The sequence below is a fragment of the bacterium genome (assembly GCA_026129405.1).
Classification (GTDB): Bacteria; Desulfobacterota; Binatia; order DP-6; family DP-6; genus JAHCID01.
Genome location: JAHCID010000001.1, coordinates 552,990 through 572,148, shown reverse-complemented (window position 1 = coordinate 572,148; position 19,159 = coordinate 552,990). Strand labels below are relative to the sequence as shown.

Sequence of the window (19,159 nt, the reverse complement as noted above, 5' to 3'; positions counted from 1 at the left end):
CACGAGCCGGGTGCGAGGGCGGCGCACCCGTTGACCCCCACCATGGGTCCCGGGCTACACGAAAGCCACACATCCTAGCGCGAGGTGCAGCATGGCGACGGTCGCAGTCATCGGCTCTGGGGCTTGGGGAACGGCGTTGGCGAGCCACGCGGCGCGACGCGGGCATGCGGTGACGCTGTGGGCGCGCGAGGCCGAGGTGGTCGCCGACGTCAACGAGCGGCACACGAACACGCTCTTCCTGCCCGAGATCGGGCTGCCCGAGTCGCTGCGCGCGTCGACCGACGCGGCCGAGGCGCTGCGCGGCGCCGACCTCGTCGTCCTGGTGCCGCCGTCGCAGTACGTGCGCCGCGTCGCGGTGGACATCGCCGCTGTCGTGCCGCGCGACGCCCTCGTCGTGGTCGCCTCCAAGGGCGTCGAGGAGGGCTCGCTCGAGCTGATGTCGGGGGTGCTGCGCGAGGCGATGCCCGCCGTCCCGCCCGAGCGCCTCGGCTTCCTGTCCGGTCCCAGCTTCGCGAAGGAGGTCGCGCTCGGGAAGCCGACCGACGTGGTCGTCGCCAGCAGCGACATGGTCGCCGCGCGCGAGGCGCAGGCGCTCCTGCACGCACCCATGTTCCGCGTGTACGCGAGCAACGACCCGATCGGCGTCCAGGTCGGCGGCGCGGTGAAGAACGTGCTCGCGGTCGCGACCGGCGCCTGCGACGGCCTCGGGCTCGGCCACAACGCCCGCGCCGCGGTGATCACCCGCGGCCTCGCCGAGATGACGCGCCTGGGCGTGGCGCTCGGCGCCGATCCGCTCACCTTCCTCGGCATGGCCGGCGTCGGCGACCTCGTCCTCACCTGCACCGGCGACCTGTCCCGCAACCGCACGCTCGGCAGGGAGCTGGCCGCCGGCGCCGATCCGCAGGCCTACCTCGCGGCACGTCGCTCGGTCGCCGAGGGCTTCCTCACCGCGGCGGCGGCCTACGAGCTGTCGGTCAAGATCGGCATCGAGATGCCGATCACCTGCGAGGTGTACCACGTGCTCCACCATCGGCGGCCGCTCAACGAGGCGGTACGCCGGCTCCTCGAGCGCGAGTTCAAGGACGAGCTCTACGGCATCCGCGTCGGCGGCCGGTAGCTACGACGCCGCCTGACGCCGCGGTGCCCGGCTCTCCACGCAGACCTTCGCATCGGGGAAGATCTTGTGCGGGTTGGCGCGCTGCTCGGGGTCGAAGACGGCGCGCAGGCGCATCATCGCCGAGAGGTCGTCGGGCGAGAAGAGGAGCGGCATCTGGTCCATCTTCTCGACACCGATGCCGTGCTCGCCCGTGACGCTGCCGCCGAGCGCGACGCAGGCCTCGAGGATCTCGCGGCCGGCGGCGAGCACGCGCCGGACCTGGTCGCGGTCGCGCTCGTCGAAGAGGATGATCGGATGGATGTTGCCGTCGCCGGCGTGGAAGACGTTGCCGATGCGCAGGCGGTGGCGGGCGGCGGCAGCGGCGATCGCGCGCAGGATGTCGGGCACCTTCGTGCGCGGGACGACGCCGTCCTGGGTGCAGTAGTTCGGCGCCAAACGTCCCACCGCGCCGAACGCCCGCTTGCGGCACTTCCACAGCGCCTGGCGCTCGGCCTCGTCGCGCGCGAGGCGCAGCTCGCGAACACCGCGGGCGCGGCAGAGCGCGGACACCGACTCCATCAGCGGATCGAGCCCCACGGCCGGGCCGTCGAGCTCGACCAGCAGCACCGCACCGGCGTCGGTGGGCAGCCCCACGTGATAGGCGTCCTCGACCGCGCCGAGGATGAGGTCGTCCATCATCTCGAGCGCCGCCGGCACGATGCCCGCGGCGATGATGTCCGACACCGCCGCGCTCGCCGCCTCGACCGACTCGAAGACGGCGAGCAGCGTGCGCGTGTCCTCCGGCGTGCGGGTGAGGCGCAGGGTCGCGCGCGTGACGATGCCGAACGTGCCTTCGGCGCCGACCGCGAGCCCGACGAGATCGTAGCCGATGCGCTCCTCGACCGGGCCGCCGAGGCGCACCACCTCGCCCGACGGCAGCACCAGCTCGACGCCGAGCACGTGGTTCGTCGTCACGCCGTACTTGAGCGTGTGCGGGCCGCCCGAGTTCTCGGCCACGTTGCCGCCGATGGTGCATGCCGGCTGGCTCGACGGATCGGGTGCGTAGTGCAGCCCGTGGGCGCGGACGGCGTTCGTCACCCACTGGTTCACCACCCCGGCCTGGACGACGATGCGGCGGTTCGCGGTGTCGATCGACTCGATGCGGTTGAGACGGCTCGTGCACACCATGACCGGCGCCTGCACGGGCAGGGTGCCGCCGGAGAGCCCCGTCCCGGCGCCGCGCGGGACGAACGGGATGCCGTCCCCGGCCAGCAGCCGCACGACGGCGGCGACGGCCTCGGGCGTCGCCGGCAGCACGACCAGATCCGGCGTGGCGCGCTCGAGGGTGTAGCCGTCGCAGTCGTAGACCCCGAGCGCGTCGGGGTGGTCGATGACGCCGTCCGGGCCGACGAGGGCGCGCAGGCGGGCAGCCAGATCGCGCATCGGTGGTTTGTACGGCTCGGAACCCGTGTATACAAATCGCCCCGTGACCGCGGCGCCGGGCGAGTTCCAACCTCCGTATCGCCTCCTTCTTGGCCCTGGCCCGTCCGACGTCCACCCGCGCGTGCTGCGCGCCATGTCGGCGCCCCTCGTCGGCCATCTCGACCCCGCGTTCCTCGGCATGATGGAGGACGTGAAGGCGCTCCTGCGGATGGTCTTCGCCACCGCGAACGCGCTGACGCTCCCCATCTCGGGTACGGGCAGCGCCGGCATGGAGGCGTGCGTCGTGAACCTCGTCGAACCGGGCGACGAGGTTCTCGTCGGCGTGAACGGCGTCTTCGGCACGCGCATGGCCGAGGTGGCGGAGCGCTGCGGCGCGGTCGTTCGGCGCGTCGAGGCACCGTGGGGCCACGTCGTCCGCCCGGAGCAGATCGCTGCGGCGCTGGCGCAGACGTCGAATCCGAAGCTGGTCGCGCTGGTGCACGCGGAGACCTCGACCGGCGCCTGGCAGCCGCTGGAGGACGCGATCCGGCTGGCGCACGAGCACGGCGCGCTCTTTCTCGCCGACTGCGTCACCTCGCTCGGCGGCGTGCCGGTCGAGATCGACGCCTGGGGCGTCGATGCGGCGTACAGCGGCACGCAGAAGTGCCTGTCGTGCCCGCCGGGGCTGTCGCCCGTCACCTTCGGGCCGCGCGCGCTCGACGCGATCCGCGCCCGCAGGACGAAGGCGCAGAGCTGGTACCTCGACGTCGGCCTCCTCGCACAGTACTGGGGCGAGGAGCGCGTCTATCACCACACGGCGCCGATCTCGATGAACTACGCGTTGCGCGAGGCGCTGCGCCTGGTTGCCGAGGAGGGCCTGCCGGCGCGGTTCACGCGTCATGCGCGCAACCATCGCGCGCTGGTCGCCGGCCTGGAGACGTTCGGACTCGGGCTGGCGGCGGAGCCGGGCCACCGGCTGCCGATGCTGAATGCGGTCACGGTGCCCGCCGACGTCGACGAGGCGCGCGTGCGCGCGCGGCTGCTCGCCGACCACGGCATCGAGATCGGCGGCGGGCTCGGGCCGATGAAGGGGAAGGTGTGGCGGATCGGGCTGATGGGAGAATCGAGCCGGCGGGCGAGCGTGCTCGCGGTGCTGGCGGCGCTCGAGGAGGCGCTGGCGGCCGAGGGGCTGCGGGTGACGCCGGGGGTCGCCGTGGCCGCGGCGCAGGCGTCCTACGCGGCGGCGTAGGGCTCGTCGTCCTGCTCGCCGCGCTCGCGGCGAGCTGCGCCGTGCAGCGCGGGCCGCAGCCCGCGCTCGTGCAGCTGCGGGCCGCGCAGCTACCCGACTTCGGCGACGACGCCGACCTCGCGTCGCTGCGTCAGGCGATCGCCCGTACGCAGCCCGCGTGGCGCAAGCGGGGCGACGACGCGGCCGCGGCGTCGGCGAGCCGTCTCCTGGGCGCGCTCGCGGCAGGCGGCGACGCAGCCGCCCGCCGGCGCGCGATCGCGGGCGCGTTCCGCGTCCTCCAGGTGCGCGACCCGATCCTCATGACGGCGTACTACGAGCCCGAGCTGGCCGCACGGGTGCGGCCCGACGCGCGCTTCCGCTACCCGCTCTATGCCCGGCCGCCGGACCTCACTCCGAGCTCGGCCCCGGTCCGCGCCGCGATCGACGCCGGCGCGCTCGCGGGACGCGGCCTCGAGCTGGCCTGGACCGACGATCCGCTCGGCCTCTTCCTCCTCCACGTGCAGGGCTCCGGACGCCTGCGCTTCCCCGACGGCACCGTGCGCCCGGCGCTCTTCGCGGGCACGAACGAGAAGCCGTACAAGGCGCTCGCGCGGGTGCTCATCGAGCACGGCCACCTGACCCGCGCGGAGGCGACGGTGCCGGGCATCCGTCGCGTCATGGCGACGCTGCCGGCGGACGAGCAGCGCGCCCTCATGCAGGAGAACCCGCGCTACGTCTTCTTCAAGCTCGGCGCCGCGCCCGGCGATCCGGTCGGCAGCATGGGCGTCCCGCTGACCGCGGGCCGATCGATCGCGACCGACCCGACGCTCGTGCCGTCCGGCCGCATCGCCTACCTGGTCACCCCGTCGGCGCGGCGCTTCGTCGTCGCGCAGGACGTGGGCGCGGCGATCAAGGGCGCACACGTCGATCTGTTCGTCGGACCGGGCGAAGACGCCGAGGCGTTCGCCGGGTCGGCGCGCGATCGCGGGACGCTCTACCTCCTCGAGCCGGTCGCGCAGTGAATGGGCAGGCGCGTGGCATCGTCTCTGCAACTAGGGGTCGCGGTATCGGTGTATCCCCCGCCTCCCGAGGAAGAAGATGCAAAACACTCCCCGCTTCGACAATTTCCCTCCCATTCGTGGAATCCTGCTCGACGTCGACGGAACCCTGCTCGACAGCAACGTGGCGCATGCCGCGGCGTGGGCGCAGGCGCTCGGTGAGCACGGCATCCACGTCCCACCGGCGCTGGTGCAGCCGCTGGTCGGCATGGGCGGCGACCGCATCCTGCGCGCCGTGTGCGAGCGGGAGCCCGATCCGGAGCTCGCCGCCCGCATCCAGACCCGGCGTGGCGAGCTCTTCCGCGAGCGCTGGCTCCCGAGCCTGCGTCCGTTGCCGCACGTGCGCGAGCTGGTGCTGGCGCTGCGCCGTCGGGGCGCCCGTATCGTCGTCGCGAGCTCGGCCACGCGCGACGATCTCCCCCTGCTGCTCGAGCAGGCCGAGGTCGCCGACCTGATCGACGCCCACACCTCGGCCGACGACGCGCGCGCCTCGAAGCCGGCGCCGGACATCGTCCTCGCTGCGCTCCAGCGCGGCGGCTTTCCGGCGGCCGAGGCGCTCCTCGTCGGCGATACGCCGTGGGACGTCGAGAGCGCGCGGCGTGCGCGTGTGCGCTCCGTCGCGCTGCGCTGCGGGGGGTGGCCCGACACCGCGCTCGACGGCGCGATGGCGATCTTCGACGATCCCGCGGACCTGCTCGCGAACCTCGGCCGGCTGCCGGTGGGCGCGACGGCGATGCCGGCCGCGCCGCCGGCACCGTAGGCTACAGTCGGCCGCGCATCGCCCCGGCCGTGACCCGCGCGAGCAGGCGGCGCGGGGCGAGGCGCATGCCGACCGTCATGAGGTTGTTGAGAAGACCGTTGACGAGCACGCCGGAGCGCCCCTTCGCGGCCCGCACGGCCTGATCGGCGACGGCCTCGGCGGACATCCAGGCGAAGGCGGGAACCATGTCGGTCTTGGCCTTCGCGACCGCCTGGAATTCGGTGCGTGTGAACCCCGGGCAGACGCACAGGACGCGCACGCCGGTGCCCTCCATCTCGACGGCGAGCGCCTCGGACCAGGCGATGAGGAAGGCCTTCGTCGCGGCGTAGGTCGCGGTGTAGGGCATGGGCCCGTAGCCGGCGACGGAGGCGACGTTCATCACGAGCCCGCGTCCGCGGGCGACCATCCCCGGCAAGAGGCGGCCCGCCAACGCCACCGGCGCCCGCATGTTGAGCCGGACCTGCTCGACCTCGCGCTCGACCGGAAGGCGGAAGAACGGCCCGGAGGTGCCGAACCCGGCGTTGTTGACGAGCCAGTCGACGTCGAGACCACGCTGCGCCAGCTCGGCCACGAGAGCGTCCGGTCCGCCCGGAGCGCCGAGGTCCTGCGGCACGACGTCGACGGCGACGCCGTGCTGCGCGCGCAGCGTCGCCGCCAGCTCCTCGAGCCGATCGACGCGCCGGGCGACCAGCACGAGGTCGCGACGCTCGCAGGCGAGGCGGCGCGCGAGCTGCTCGCCGATCCCGCTCGACGCGCCGGTGACGAGGACGGCGTCGCGGCCCACGTCACGCCTCCTTCGGACGGAACATGCGTCCGGTCACGCGCGCGAGCAGCGTGCGCGGCAGGAACTTCGCGGAGGCGATCGTGAGCTTGTTGAGGATGCCGTTGACCACCACGCTGCCGCGCCCGACCGCGCGGACGGCCTCGTCGGCGACCTCGTCGGCGCTCTGCCAGACGAAGTCCGGCACGCTGAGGTCGACGCCCGCCGTGCCCTGGAACTCCGTCCGGGTCGCGCCGGGGCAGACGCACAGGACGTCGACGCCCGTGCCCGCGAGCTCGGCGGCGATCGCCTCGCTGAAGCTCAGCACGAAGGCCTTCGTGCCGGTGTACGTCGCCATGTAGGCGCTCGGGACGTAGCCGCCGATCGACGAGACGTTCATGACCACGCCGCGCCGGCGGCGCACCATGCCGGGCAGGAACCGTCCGGTGAGCTCCACCAACGCCTCCACGTTGAGCGTGATCTCGTCGAGCTCGCGGTCCAGCGGCAGCCGGTCGAAGCGGCCGACGGTCCCGAAGCCCGCGTTGTTCACGAGCCAGTCGACGTCGAGCCCGCGCGTCGCGATGTCCGCGACCAGCGTCGCGACGGCGCCGGACGCGGTGAGGTCGGCCGGCAGCACGTGCACGACGACATGGTGCGCGCCGCGCAGCTCGATCGCGAGGGCTTCGAGGCGGTCCGCGCGTCGGGCGACCAGGCCCAGCGCGCGTCCGTCGCGCGCCAGGCGTCGCGCCAGCGCCTCGCCGATCCCGCTCGACGCGCCGGTGACGAGCGCGATCTCCTCGCCCATGCCGCGCAGCTACCACGGTGCTCGCACCGTTGACAGTCCGGACGGGCCGGGCCATCCAGAGCCTCCCATGGCCAATTTGACCGCTCCCGAGTTCAACGGCGCGATGGACGTCCTGTGCGCCCACTTCGGCCTCGAGCGCCTGCGCGACCGCTTTGCCCAGATGGGAGCGTTCACGACCCGCCGCGGACTCAACTCGCCTGCCGCGCTGGCCGAGCGCGTGCACCGCCTCTCCGGCGGCCTGCGCCTGCGTGTCGCTTCGACGTTCGCCTTCTCCCAGCTCTGGGGCGAGATGCTGACCGCGCGCCTCGGCGAGGACGGTGAGAAGCAGCTCGAGGAGCTGGCCGACAAGGTGAACGCCTGCCTGACGCCGACCGAGACCGTCGCCGACGGACGCGAGGCCGAGCTCGATGCGGCGCTGGGCGCCTATCGCGAGAAGCTCGAGGGGCTGGCGGGCGCCGACGTCGCACGCTGGGACATGCTGCTGAAGGCCGTGCCCGCCGTCGCCGATCGGCTGCGCGGCGCCACCGCGAGCTGAGACCCACGGGCGGGCGCGACATGGCGCACGTCGTCCTGCCCGCCGAACGTCTGCCGGTCGCACATGCCGCCGACGTCGTCGTCGCCGGCGGCGGGGCGGCCGGCATCGCGGCCGCCGTCACGGCGGCGCGCCTCGGGTTGCGCACGGTGCTCGTCGACGACGCGTCCTTCCTCGGCGGCATGTCGACGGGCGGCTGTGTCGGCACGTTCTGCGGCTTCTACCGTCGCGAGCGCGACGCCAGCCTCGTCCGCCTGGTCGGCGGCTTCGCGGTCGAGGTGATGGATCGGCTCGCGGCCGACGGCCAGTGCTACGGTCCCGTGCCCTTCAAGGCCACCGGCGCGGTGCCGTACGTCCCCTGGGCGCTGAAGCGCCTCTACGACGACGTCGTGGATGCCGAGCCGAACCTGACCCTGCTGCTGCACGCCCGCGTCGTGCGGACGCTGGCGCGCGACGGACGCGTGGAGGCGCTCGAGGTCTCGACGCGCGGCGGGCGCGTCGCCCTGCAGGCGTCCTACGTGGTCGACGCCACCGGCGACGCGGCGGTGGTCGCCGACGCGGGCCTGCCCACCGAGCGCGGCACCGCGCTCCAGTATCCGTCGATGATGTTCACCATGCAGCACGTCGATCTGGAGGCGGCGCTGCCGACGCTGCTCGCGCTCGGCGAGCTGCTCGAGCGTCACTACGAGAGTGCCGGGCTGCCGCGACGCTCGGGCAACGTCATCCCGACCGGGCGGTCGGGCGAGGTGCTGGTCGCCATCAGCCGCGTCGCGGTCGGCGGCCGCGCGCCGGACGCGACCGACGCCGACGAGCTCACGCGCAGCGAGATGCTCGGCCGCGAGCAGGCCGACCGGCTGGGCGCGTTCCTGCGCGCGCAGGTGCCCGGCTTCGGCGAGGCGTTCGTCGCGGACGCGGCGCCGCGCCTCGGCATCCGCGAGTCGCGTCGCATCCGCGGCATCTACGCGCTCGGCGGCGACGACGTCCTCGGCGGCCGGCGCTTCGCCGACGGCGTCGCGCGCGGCGCGTGGCCGATCGAGCTGCACGCCGACGACGGGCGCACCGAGTGGCGCTTCCTCGACGACGGCCTCTGGTACGAGGTGCCGTATCGCTGTCTCCTGCCGGTGGGAACGCAGAACGTGCTGGCCGTCGGCCGATGCGTCTCGGCGACGCGCGAAGGTTTCGCGTCCGTGCGGGTGCTCGGCACGTGCTTTGCCGAGGGGCAGGCCGCGGCGGCGGCGATCGCGACGGCCCTGCCGCATGCAACCCCGCTCGCCGTCGTCGACGTCGACGCCGTCCGTGCCCGACTGGTGGCCATCGGGGCACTCTGACCCGCTATTTCTGCGTGTTTCGCACCACTTCGCGAGCTGATCGTCTTGAGTACATGGCGACCCGCCGGTACGGTGCGTCAGCAGGGGTCGAAAGGCGGCAACATGCTGGGTCGGATCGTCGTGGTCGCGTTGATGTCCATGGTGCTCGCTGCTCCTGCGTCGGCGGAGTACGACGAGGCGGCGTTCTTCGCGAAGGCGCATCCGTCGTACACCATCCCGACGCCCGGACCGCATGCGCTACCGGCGGTCATCGGCGAAGTGCAGATCTACCGCGTTCGCAAGGGCGATACCCTGATGGACCTCGCCCGCCTGTACGGGCTCGGGTACAACGAGATCGTCGAGGCGAATCCCGAGATCGATCCGTGGGTGCCGCCAGTCGGAGCGACGGTCCTGCTGCCGACGCAGTGGATCCTGCCCTGCTGCAGCTACAGCGGCGTCATCGTCAACATCCCGGAGATGCGGCTGTTCTACTACCAGCCCGGTCCGGAGGGCATGACCATCGTCCACACCTATCCGGTGGGTCTCGGACGCGACGACTGGCGTACGCCGGCAGGCAGCTTCCGCATCGCCGGCAAGACGGTGAACCCGACCTGGAACATCCCCGCCTCGATCCGCGAGGAGCACATCCGCGAGCGCGGCGACTACCGCACGTCGATCCCCGGCGGCGACCCGGACAACCCGCTCGGCAAGTACCGCTTCGAGCTGACGATGCCGATGTACCGCATCCACGGCACGAACATCCCGTGGGGCGTGGGCATGCAGGTGAGCCACGGCTGCATCCGGCTCTACCCCGAGGACATCGAGCGGCTCTTCCCGCTGGTCCCGGTCGGGGCGCCCGGCCAGTTCACTTACCAGACGGTGAAGCTCGGCTCGAAGGACAATGCCGTGTGGGCCGAGGTTCACGAGGACATCTACGGCTACACACCGGCGATCTTCCAGGAAGCCGAGAACCTGGCCGCCAAGCGCGGGGTCGGCGAGCGCGTCGACCGTGGGCTCCTCGAGCGCGGGCTCCAGGACGCGGGCGGCATGCCGTTCCGCATCTCCGGCACGCAGCAGCCCTCACCCGACGCGGCGACGCCGATGGCGTCGAGGGACCTTGCAGACGGAGCTGCGGATACGCTCGGCTGCCAAGCGCGAGCTGATTGATCTCACCGCTCGCGTGACGGAGCTGGTTGCCGGCTCCGGCGTGGACGAGGGCCTGTGCAGCGTCTACGTGCCGCACGCGACGGCCGCCATCGTCGTCAACGAGAACGACGATCCCAACGTGTGCGTCGACGTGCTCGACGCGCTCGATCGCCTGGTGCCGGACGGCATCTGGCGACACGATCGCGTCGATGGGAACGCGGCGGCACACATCCAGGCCACCATCCTGGGACCCGGCGAGACGATCCCCGTCCGCGCCGGGCGGCTGCTACTCGGAACCTGGCAGGCCGTGATGCTCGTAGAGCTCGACGGCCCGCGCGAACGCCGGGTCGTGGTGACGATCCGCTAGACGCGGATCGTCACGCAGTCGCCGTCTGGGCTTCCGGCACCGTGTCGTCGACGGGAACGGCCAGGTCGACGACCTGGGCCCGTCGCGCGACGAGACCGCGCTCACGCCACTCGCGCAGACCACGGCGGACGTAGTCCGCGTTGATCTCCAGCGTGTCGCAGATGTTCTCGAACGAGAAGAGCCAGCTCCGATCCGAGGAGATGACCCACTCGCGCGACTCGTCGAACATCTGCCTGCCACGTGGATCGCGCGCGTGCGCGTACTTCTGGTAGCAGTCGATGGCGTCCTCGAGCACGGCGAGCATCAGGAGACGCTCGCGCTCGAGACCGCCGGCGCGGCGGAACGCCGCAAAGTACTGGGCCGGTAGAAGAACGTCAGGTTCGAACAATCCAGCTAACCTATCGTGCCCGCCAGAGAATCCCCGCTTCCCCTTCGCCACCATCTACCCCTCCTGCACCCTCGCGACCTCTGGGGTCGCAACCGGGTGGGCCGGCGAGACAGCCCAGGAGTGTTAGCATCACCGGCGGCACAGCAGAACACACCTGGGTGATGAAAACCTTTGCGCCGCTGGATTAGGGGTTCTTATCGCGTCACGACGCAGAGCGCAAGGGAATTTTTCCAGAAGGATTTGTGGTCAACCGGAACTCGCCGCAGTGCCACGAAAGTGCCGTTCGGCAGCCTCCGACGGCCCGTTCCGCACCGGCGAATCCGGCGGCACGGGCGTTGCTCGGGGCCGCATGCCGCGCGCACTGGGCGTTGCCGCCCTGATCGTCCTGACCGGCGTCGCCCCGGCGACGGGCCGCCTGCTCGCGCCCCGGGCCGGATTGCCCGCGGAGGTCCCGGGCATCTCCGGCGTGCAGTTCCTGAGCCTCGACCGTACCGCGCTGGCCGACCTGCGCACGCGCAGCACCGCCCGGATTCCGGATTTTCCGCTCGCAGACGGCCGCCGCGCGACCCTCGTCCTGACCGGTGTCTCGCCCTTCCCGTCCGGGGCCCGCCTGGAGACGATGACCGCGCAGGGCCCGCGTACGCTCGCCCGACCCGACGTGGCCTACTTCACCGGCACCACGGTCGAGGATCCGTCCGCGCTGGTGCTCGTCGCCGCGGGACGGCGGCGCGTCAACGGCTTCGTCGCCGCCGGAGGAGACGTTCATCTCTTCGGCCCCGACCAGGCCGGCCGGCATCGCGTCTTCGCTCTGCGCAACGTCGATCCGACGGCGTTCCCGCGCCCGCGCGACTTCTGCACCAACGATCTCCGACCCGGAGACGTCGAAGCGCCGCCCGCGGATCGAACCGCACCGGTGACGGCGGCGACGCCCGTAACGGCGGAGACCGGCGCGCTGCGGCTGGCCGAGATCGCGATCGAGACCGACAACGAGCTGCGTGCGAAGTTCGCCAGCGCCGACGCGACGCTCGAGTGGCTCGGCACGCTGCTCGCCGCCGCGACGGCGATCTACGAACGCGACGTGAGCGTCCGTCTCGCGTTCAACTACGTGCGTCTGTGGGAGCCGGAAGTAACCGACCCGTGGAGCTCGACCAGCACGTCCGGCACGCTGAACGAGATGTTCATGCACTGGAACAGCCCCATCAACGGGCTGCTCGGATTCGATCGCGACGCCGTCCACTTCGTCTCGGGCAAATCGGTTCAGGGCGGGATCGCGTACCTCGACGTGCTCTGCAACACGTACTGGGCCTACGGGGTCTCGCAGGTGTACGGCAGCTTCGATCTCGCGAGCCCGAACAACATCTGGGACGTCGAGGTCTTCACCCACGAGCTCGGCCACAACTTCGGCTCGCCGCATACGCACTGCTACAGCCCGCCGCTCGACCAATGCTGGGGCGGGGAGTCGGGCTGCTACACCGGGCCACACGTGTCGTCCCAGGGCACGATCATGAGCTACTGCCACCTGCATCCCGGCGGGCTCGCGAACATCGACCTCGAGTTCGGGTCGGCGGTGAGCGCGCGCATCGCCTCGCGCGTCGCGGCAGCCGCCGCCTGCCTGCCGCTCGTGTCGACCTCGACGTCCACCACGACCACGACGATGGCCGACGCATCCACCACCAGCACGACCGCCGTCACCTCGACGACGGTCGCGACCAGCACCACGCTCGCCCCCGGGACGACCACGACCACCTCGCCGGCGCCGACGACCACCAGCACGCTCCCGCCGCCGACCGGGCCGAGCGACGGCGACGCGGACGGCGTGCCGGAGGCCTCGGACGCCTGCCCCGATACCCCGGCGGGGGACCTCGTCGATGCGGTGGGATGCAGCGTATGTCCCTGCGGCGGCCCGCGCGACGGCGGTACGTGGCGCGGGCGCGGGCGCTATCTGCGCTGCGTGCGCGCCGAGGTCCGCCGCCGCGCCGCGCGCGGCGCGGCGGCGCGCGACGCCTTGCGCGCGGCGCAGAAGTCGACCTGCGGACGCTACAGCGTCACACGCTGCTGCATCGGGTACGACGCGGGCGCGGCGACCTGCCGCCTCACGCGATTCGCGTCGTGCCGCACGCGCGCGGGGCGGGGTGAGGCCACGGAGGCCGGTCCCGGCAGCTGCCTCCCCACGCCGTGCGCGGGCGGCTGATCAGCGAAACGCGGTGTAGGCGATCAGCCGGGCGACGCTGGCGTCCCACTCGCCCTGCCACTTCTCGGCGATCGTGCGCGCCGGCGAGCGTCCCGTGGCGAGCTGCTCGCGGAGCCGCTCGAGGTAGATGCGCTCGTCGTCGCCGGCGGCGTTGCGACACGCCTGGCGCCGCAGCCCCTCCTCGCCGATCGCGAGCAGCTCGCGCGCCAGCTCGAGGATCGGGATGCCGCGTGCACGCGCCTTCAGGGCCTCGCGCGTGACGTCGCGGTAGATGTCGACGCACTCGTCGAAGGTCCAGCGCTTCACGAGGTCGCAGGCGGCTTCGAGGCAGTCGTCCTCGTAGAAGACGCCCTTCACGAGCGCCGGCAGCGCGAGCACACGGTCGGGCGGCTGACTGTCGGTGGAGCGGAACTCGATGTAACCCTTCAGGCGGACCTCGGGGAACAGCGTCGTCAGGTGCAGCTTCCAGTCGTCGAGCGTGGTGCGCTGCCCGCCTAGCCCGCGCTCGAGGAAGACGCGGAAGGGGATGCCGGTGATGCCGTCGGTAACGTACCGGCCGTCGCGCAGGATGAAGTACATCGGCACGTCGAGCGCCCACTGCGCGTACTCCTCGAAGGTGGCGCCGTCGCGGAAGCAGAACGGCAACAGCCCGCAACGCACGCGGTCCGTGTCGGTCCAGACGTAGCCGCGATAGCTCATCTGCCCGTTGAGATCACCTTCGGAGATCGACGAGTTGGCGAACATGGCGTTGAACAGCGGCGCCGTCGCCATGCCGACGCGCATCTTCCGCATCGCATCACGCTCGTCGCCGAAGTCGATGTTCGCCTGCACGGTGGCCGTCTGCTTCATCATGCGATGGCCGAGCGTGCCGACGGTCTCCATGTAGGCGCGCATCACACGGTAGCGCTGCTTCGGCACCCACTCGATCTCGTCGAGCCGGCTCACCGGCTGCATGCCGAGCCCGAGGAAGGCGATGCCGAGCTCCTCGCCGACGCTCGCGAGCTCGCGCACGTGCACCTCGAGCTCGTCCCTGGTGCAATGAATCGAGGGACACTGCTGCCCCGACAGCTCGACCTGGCCCCCCGGTTCGAGCGTGATCGACGCGCCCTCGCGCAGCAACGCGACGACGTGGCCGTCCTCTTCCTGCGGCTCCCAGCGATAGCGCTCGGCGAGGGAGCGGAGGAGCCGCTCGATTCCCCGCGCGCCTGCGTAGGGTGCGGCCGCGCCGGTGCGCGCGTCGACCGCGAGCTTCTCCCACTCCGTCCCGATCATCCAGGCGGGCCGCGGCTTCGCGGCGCGATGGAATTCCTCGACGAGGCGATCCACGGACGTGATCGGCTCGGACGCGCCGCTGGCGCGGAAGTCCGTCATCGCGGCGGACCCTAACGACGGCTCCCGGCCGTCGCAAGGCAGCGCGTGGGTCGGCACGACGATGGCGCGTCGTGCCGGGGCACGTCATCCGGCGGCGGCGCGCCGGCCGCGAGCACCGGTGCATCGCGCCGGGCATCCACCCGGCGCGACGCACCGGGTCGCTACTGGTTGCAGGTGAGCGCGGCCGGGCAGGAGCCGCCGCCGCAGAGCACACCGGCGCGGGCGGGCGACGCCCACCACGCGTCGAGGCAGCAGCCGACGTCCCGGATCGCGCTGGCGTACGGCCCGCTCAACGAACCCATGTCGTGGATGAGATCGCCGGGCCCGGTGCCATGGAGGCGCTTCTCGTCGGGATCGAGGAACAGGTCCGACACCTCGGCCTTTCCGCTCAGGGTACCCGTGCCGTCGTAGAACTTGAGGCTGCGGGCCTCACACACGCGCGAGCAGGCGCCACCGTCGGGGCAGGCGGGGCAATCCGAGTGCGCCGTGCACGCGACGCTCGGAGCGTTGCGGCACCACTTCGTCTCCGGCTCCACGCACCCGAAGTTGCCGCTCTGGAAGAAGCCACTGCATTCCGCGCTCGTGAGGCACGCCGGCGCGACACGACACTTCTTGGCGAGACACGCCGCCCCCGTCGGGCACTGCGCGCTGGTCGTGCACGACGGCTCGTCCGTCGGCATGCAGTGTCCGCCGAGGCAGAACTCCCCGACCCCGCACTGCGCGTTGGTGGTGCAGCTCGGCGCGTCGAGGTTCGTGCAGCGCCCCACCGTCCCGGGCCGGGTGAGGAGGAAGCGGTTCGTGTTCGGTGACGTGGGCTTGTTGGTCTCGTGCCCGCAGAGCGCGCGGCGCAGCGTCTCGGGTGCCGCCGGACCGCCGGGCGCCGTCACCAGGTGGGCGCGCAGATCGCGGCCATCGCACGGTTTGCCGTCCGGTCCGTTCGGACAGCTGGCCTGTCCCGGCGTGTCCATCGCCATCGCGACGGCGGTGGCGCGGATGTCGACGCCGTGCGCGAGCCCGTTGCTCTCGTACGGCGTCGCCGGCGGAACCTGGGTCGGATCCCACGACGGCACCTCGGGCAACGTGCGCGGGTCGAACACGATCAGGCGCGTGCGGTAGCCGTTTTCGGTGTAGGAGTGCTTCGAGCTGGGTAGATGCCAGCCGTTGTCGGCGAGGAACAGGAAGACGGTGTTGCGCGCGACGTCGGGCGTGACGCTCTCGACCCACGCGCCCGGGCACGCGGCGGGCGTCGCGATGTCGAAGCGGTTGCGGCCGTTGCTGCCGAGGCAGTGCGGCTGGCTCACCTGGTGGAAGAACTTGCGCAGCTCGCGGATGCCGTCGTCCATCCACCAGATGTTCGCGTACATCTCGTAGACGTTGCCGAAGTTCGTCTCGCTCATCGCGGTGACGGTCGGCGGACACGTGTTGCCGCTGCACAACGCGCCCAGATCGAAGAGGCCGCCGCGCGGGTAGGCGGCCCCGTAGCCGAAGAGATGCTCGCGGATCGGGCTCGGCGAGCGCAGCGGCTGGTGCGGAATCCGCGGCGCGTACCACAACATGAAGTTCTGCACGCGCGCCGCTGCCGGACTCGCCCCCGGGACGACGTACTGCATGCCGTCGAGGAACTGGAAGACGTCGCCGGTGCGGAACAGGTTGGTCGGCTCGTAGCTGCTGCCGGCCTCGGTTCCGCATTTCGGATAGCCGCCCGGCGTGTCCGCGACGCAGTTGGTGCGACCGAAGACGCGCTCGCCGGTACGCGCGCGCGCATCGAAGCCGTTGTCGCCGAGCGACGACGAGAGCTTGCCGCCGAGGAACGTGCAGTAGCCGCCGACCTTGTTGCCGGCGTTGTACGGATCGTCGGGCGAGGCGGGATCGCCGTCGAGCGAACGCAGCGAGGTCGCGATCGTACCGGACGCGTTCGCCGGACGCGGTACGCCGCCGAACGTGCGCTGGTAGCGGCCCGTCGCGATGCTGATGAGCGAGGGGAAGCACCACGAGGCGACGTTGTGCGCGACCGGGAAGACCGTGCCGTAGCCGGCTAGGACGTCGAGGTTCGGCGTGCTCGGCGCCCGCGTCGGCGTACCCGACTGCGGACTGCGACACTCGGGCGACGTGCCGTAGTGGCAGGCGCCGAGATCGTCGGCGATGGAGACCACGAAGTTCGGCCGAGGCGTCGGCTCGCCCGGCACGCACGCGACGCCGTCGGGGCAGACGCCGGTGATCGGACAGGCGATGCCGCCCGCACACATGCCGACCGCGGTGGCGCAGCACGGCTTCGCGCCCGGCTTGTGCTGGCTCGAGTAGAAGACTGCGGGCGGCTCACAGTTGCGCGCCAGGCGCTTGTCCCACTTGAGCAGCACGCGTGCGTGCGCGTCGCCCGCGGCGAACAGCACAGCACAACAGAGCACCAGCGGGCGCAGAAATCCCAAGCGGGGCATGGCCGAAAAGGCGTACTCGCCACCCCCTGGGGTGTCAACGGTTTTTTTGTGACGCTTCGGGTTGTTATGCTCTCTGCGTGCATCACTCTCGTGGGGTTGCGGCGGGGTTGGTGATCGTCGTGGCGCTGCTGTCGGGTTGCGATCGCTCCGATCGGCCCGAAGGTACGAGCGCGCAACCGGAGGCGACGCCCGTGGCAGCCATGTCGGCCTACGCAGGCTCCGCAGCATGCGCCGAGTGCCACGCGGTTCAGCAGCAAGCATGGCATCCGTCTTTGCATCGCCTGGCGATGCTTCCCGCCTCGGGCGATGCTCCGCTGCGTGCGCCGATCGATGCGGAGGGCGCACTCGCGCAGGGCGACGACGGCGCGCTCGCGATGCGCGCCGCGAAGCTCGGCCATCCCGAGGACGTGCGCGTCGAGTGGGCCCTCGGCCACGCCCGCGTCGAGCAGTTCGTCGGTCCACTGAAGGCGGGGCGGCTCCAGGCGCTGCCGATCGCGTGGAACGTCGTCGACGGCGGGTGGTTCGATCTCTTCACGAACGACCCACGCACGCCGGAGGACTGGGGCCACTGGACGAATCGCGGCATGAACGCGAACGCGCAGTGCCTGTTCTGCCACACGACCGGCTACGACAAGGGCTATCAGCCGGCGATCGACACGTACGACACGAAATGGGAGGAGATCGGCGTCGGCTGCGAGGCGTGTCACGGCCCGGGCCGCGAGCACATCGCGGCGGTGCGTGCCGGCACGCCGCGCGCGTACACATGGAAGACCGCCGAAGGCGAGCGCATGCTCGCCGCCTGTGGCGCCTGTCACGCACGCCGCGTGGAGCGCGCGCCGTGGACGCCCGGCGACCTCTTCCTCGACGCTTACGAGCCCGAGCTGCTCGATACCGACGCGTACTATCCGGACGGCCAGGTGAAGGAGGAGCTGTACGAGCTCGTATCGTTCCAGATGAGCCGCATGTACGCCGAGGGCGTCCACTGCTGGGACTGCCACGAGCCGCACACGGGCAAGACGCGGCGCGAGGGCAATGCGCTCTGTCTCGGCTGCCATCAGCCGCGCTACGGCGAGATCGGCCACACGCATCATGCGCCCGAGAGCACCGGCGCGCGCTGCGTCTCGTGCCACATGCCGATCACCGTCTACATGCAGCACGACCCGCGGCACGATCATTCGTTCCAGCGTCCCGATCCGCAGATGACGCTCGACCTGGGCGTGCCGAACGCCTGCAACGCGTGTCACGGCGACCACGATGCGGCATGGGCAGCCGAGCACGTGAAGACGTGGTTCCCCGACGACCACGAACGCGCGAAGCGCCGCGCGCTCGCGACGGCGATCACGCAGGGTCGCGCGGGCGAACCCGCCGCGGTGCCGGCGCTGCTGGCGCTCGTCGAGAGCGGCGGCCGCGACGGTGTGCGCCGTGGTAGCGCGGCGCGCCTGCTCGCGCACTTCCCCACCTCGACCGACGTCACCCCCGCACTGCTCGGGGCGCTGCGCGACGAGCAGCCGCTGGTCCGCGCCGGTGCGGCGTGGGCGCTCGGACAGCGGCCGCTGCTGACGCCGGACGTCCGCAGCGGCCTCGAAGCCGCGCTCACCGACCCGATCCGCGTCGTGCGCCTGCACGCGGTGCTCGCGTTGCGCAGCCTCGATCTGCCGGCGCTTCCCCCGGTCGTCGCCGCGGCCTGGGAGCGCGCCGCCGCCGAGTGGAAGACGAGCCAGGACATGGGCGCCGACACCCCGGAGGCGCGCTACAACCTCGCCATCTGGTACACCGCGCGCGGCCAGCTCGCCGACGCCGAGCGCGCCTATCGCGAGGCCCTGGCGCTGTGGCCGCGTTCGATCCAGGCCCGGCACAACCTCGCGATGCTGTTCGCGCAGCAGGGCCGCCTGCCCGAGGCCGAGACGGAGTTCCGCGCGCTCGTCGAGCACGACCCCGTCCCGCAGAGCCTCTTCGCCCTCGGCCTCCTGTACGGGCAGATGGGACGCTGGCGCGACGCCGCCGACGCGCTCGGCCGCTGCCTCGAGGAAGACCCGAGCTACCCCCGCGCGCGCTACAATCGTGCCCTGGCCCTCGCCCGCGCCGGCGAGACCAAAGCAGGGCTCGACGAGCTCGAGCGTGCCGCCGAGGACCCCGCCACGCGGCCGGAAGCGGTGATGGCGCTCATCGACATCGCGCGCCAGGTGAACGACAGGCCACGGCTCGAGCGCTGGGTGGCGGAGGCGGCCCGGCTCGACCCGAGCGTGATGGAGAACCCCGAGCTGGCGCCGCTCCTCGAGCGCTAGACCGGCGC

At 72.0% G+C, this 19,159-nt stretch carries 16 protein-coding genes; 10 read left to right on the top strand and 6 right to left on the bottom strand.

Annotated elements, in window-relative coordinates; all coding sequences use genetic code 11:
* The first annotated feature begins 91 nt into the window (after positions 1-91).
* Positions 92-1,117, top strand: a complete 1,026-nt coding sequence (locus tag KIT14_02615; protein ID MCW5889426.1) for an NAD(P)-dependent glycerol-3-phosphate dehydrogenase — start codon at positions 92-94, stop codon at positions 1,115-1,117.
* On the opposite strand, the gene KIT14_02610 is transcribed toward KIT14_02615, so the two are convergent.
* Positions 1,118-2,539, bottom strand: coding sequence for an FAD-binding protein (locus tag KIT14_02610; GenBank protein MCW5889425.1), 1,422 nt, complete (start codon positions 2,537-2,539; stop codon positions 1,118-1,120).
* Between KIT14_02610 and KIT14_02605 the strand changes: the two genes are divergently transcribed.
* The 3 genes from KIT14_02605 (at position 2,487) to KIT14_02595 (ending at position 5,564) form a co-directional block, all read left to right on the top strand.
* Positions 2,487-3,767 (top strand): alanine--glyoxylate aminotransferase family protein, encoded by a 1,281-nt coding sequence (locus tag KIT14_02605; protein ID MCW5889424.1) that lies wholly within the window; start codon positions 2,487-2,489, stop codon positions 3,765-3,767. The two genes, KIT14_02610 and KIT14_02605, sit on opposite strands and share 53 nt — an antisense overlap.
* Before the next feature lie 41 nt (positions 3,768-3,808).
* Positions 3,809-4,768, top strand: a complete 960-nt coding sequence (locus KIT14_02600; GenBank protein ID MCW5889423.1) for an MltA domain-containing protein — start codon at positions 3,809-3,811, stop codon at positions 4,766-4,768.
* 76 nt (positions 4,769-4,844) lie between these two features.
* On the top strand, positions 4,845-5,564 hold the full coding sequence (locus tag KIT14_02595) for an HAD family hydrolase (GenBank protein ID MCW5889422.1): 720 nt from the start codon (positions 4,845-4,847) through the stop codon (positions 5,562-5,564).
* Position 5,565: 1 nt separating this feature from the next.
* On the opposite strand, the gene KIT14_02590 is transcribed toward KIT14_02595, so the two are convergent.
* Both KIT14_02590 and KIT14_02585 read right to left on the bottom strand, forming a co-directional pair.
* Positions 5,566-6,348: an SDR family oxidoreductase gene (locus KIT14_02590; protein ID MCW5889421.1), complete on the bottom strand. Its 783-nt coding sequence runs from the start codon at positions 6,346-6,348 to the stop codon at positions 5,566-5,568.
* A gap of 1 nt (position 6,349) precedes the next feature.
* The gene (locus KIT14_02585) at positions 6,350-7,129 is read right to left on the bottom strand and encodes an SDR family oxidoreductase (protein MCW5889420.1); all 780 of its coding nucleotides are present in this window, start codon (positions 7,127-7,129) and stop codon (positions 6,350-6,352) included.
* 67 nt (positions 7,130-7,196) lie between these two features.
* Here KIT14_02585 and KIT14_02580 point away from each other — a divergent pair, with 67 nt between their 5' ends.
* The 4 genes from KIT14_02580 to KIT14_02565 all read left to right on the top strand — a co-directional run bounded on the left by KIT14_02580 (position 7,197) and on the right by KIT14_02565 (position 10,481).
* The gene (locus KIT14_02580; GenBank protein ID MCW5889419.1) at positions 7,197-7,664 is read left to right on the top strand and encodes a hypothetical protein; all 468 of its coding nucleotides are present in this window, start codon (positions 7,197-7,199) and stop codon (positions 7,662-7,664) included.
* A 20-nt stretch (positions 7,665-7,684) separates the two neighbouring features.
* A complete protein-coding gene (locus KIT14_02575) occupies positions 7,685-8,989 on the top strand; it encodes an FAD-dependent oxidoreductase (GenBank protein MCW5889418.1) in 1,305 nt (434 codons plus the stop codon).
* 102 nt (positions 8,990-9,091) lie between these two features.
* On the top strand, positions 9,092-10,135 hold the full coding sequence (locus tag KIT14_02570; protein ID MCW5889417.1) for a L,D-transpeptidase family protein: 1,044 nt from the start codon (positions 9,092-9,094) through the stop codon (positions 10,133-10,135).
* 13 nt (positions 10,136-10,148) lie between these two features.
* Positions 10,149-10,481, top strand: coding sequence for a secondary thiamine-phosphate synthase enzyme YjbQ (locus KIT14_02565; GenBank protein MCW5889416.1), 333 nt, complete (start codon positions 10,149-10,151; stop codon positions 10,479-10,481).
* Positions 10,482-10,491: 10 nt separating this feature from the next.
* On the opposite strand, the gene KIT14_02560 is transcribed toward KIT14_02565, so the two are convergent.
* Positions 10,492-10,869, bottom strand: a complete 378-nt coding sequence (locus KIT14_02560) for a hypothetical protein (GenBank protein ID MCW5889415.1) — start codon at positions 10,867-10,869, stop codon at positions 10,492-10,494.
* 349 nt (positions 10,870-11,218) lie between these two features.
* Between KIT14_02560 and KIT14_02555 the strand changes: the two genes are divergently transcribed.
* Positions 11,219-13,060: a hypothetical protein gene (locus KIT14_02555; protein ID MCW5889414.1), complete on the top strand. Its 1,842-nt coding sequence runs from the start codon at positions 11,219-11,221 to the stop codon at positions 13,058-13,060.
* On the opposite strand, the gene KIT14_02550 is transcribed toward KIT14_02555, so the two are convergent.
* Together KIT14_02550 and KIT14_02545 are read right to left on the bottom strand one after the other, a co-directional pair.
* A complete protein-coding gene (locus KIT14_02550) occupies positions 13,061-14,431 on the bottom strand; it encodes a glutamate--cysteine ligase (protein MCW5889413.1) in 1,371 nt (456 codons plus the stop codon).
* A 161-nt stretch (positions 14,432-14,592) separates the two neighbouring features.
* Positions 14,593-16,866 (bottom strand): sulfatase-like hydrolase/transferase, encoded by a 2,274-nt coding sequence (locus tag KIT14_02545; GenBank protein ID MCW5889412.1) that lies wholly within the window; start codon positions 16,864-16,866, stop codon positions 14,593-14,595.
* Between the two features lie 287 nt (positions 16,867-17,153).
* On the opposite strand from KIT14_02545, the gene KIT14_02540 reads away from it, so the two are divergent.
* A complete protein-coding gene (locus KIT14_02540) occupies positions 17,154-19,151 on the top strand; it encodes a tetratricopeptide repeat protein (protein ID MCW5889411.1) in 1,998 nt (665 codons plus the stop codon).
* The last annotated feature ends 8 nt before the right edge of the window (positions 19,152-19,159 follow it).

Coding starts and splice junctions, on each gene's coding strand:
- KIT14_02580 (MCW5889419.1), top strand. CDS start 7,197: ATGGCCAATTTGACCGCTCCCGAGTTCAACGGCGCGATGGACGTCCTG.
- KIT14_02595 (MCW5889422.1), top strand. CDS start 4,845: ATGCAAAACACTCCCCGCTTCGACAATTTCCCTCCCATTCGTGGAATC.
- KIT14_02605 (MCW5889424.1), top strand. CDS start 2,487: ATGACGCCGTCCGGGCCGACGAGGGCGCGCAGGCGGGCAGCCAGATCG.
- KIT14_02615 (MCW5889426.1), top strand. CDS start 92: ATGGCGACGGTCGCAGTCATCGGCTCTGGGGCTTGGGGAACGGCGTTG.
- KIT14_02545 (MCW5889412.1), bottom strand. CDS start 16,866: ATGCCCCGCTTGGGATTTCTGCGCCCGCTGGTGCTCTGTTGTGCTGTG.
- KIT14_02585 (MCW5889420.1), bottom strand. CDS start 7,129: ATGGGCGAGGAGATCGCGCTCGTCACCGGCGCGTCGAGCGGGATCGGC.
- KIT14_02540 (MCW5889411.1), top strand. CDS start 17,154: ATGCTTCCCGCCTCGGGCGATGCTCCGCTGCGTGCGCCGATCGATGCG.
- KIT14_02575 (MCW5889418.1), top strand. CDS start 7,685: ATGGCGCACGTCGTCCTGCCCGCCGAACGTCTGCCGGTCGCACATGCC.
- KIT14_02570 (MCW5889417.1), top strand. CDS start 9,092: ATGCTGGGTCGGATCGTCGTGGTCGCGTTGATGTCCATGGTGCTCGCT.
- KIT14_02555 (MCW5889414.1), top strand. CDS start 11,219: ATGCCGCGCGCACTGGGCGTTGCCGCCCTGATCGTCCTGACCGGCGTC.
- KIT14_02550 (MCW5889413.1), bottom strand. CDS start 14,431: ATGACGGACTTCCGCGCCAGCGGCGCGTCCGAGCCGATCACGTCCGTG.
- KIT14_02610 (MCW5889425.1), bottom strand. CDS start 2,539: ATGCGCGATCTGGCTGCCCGCCTGCGCGCCCTCGTCGGCCCGGACGGC.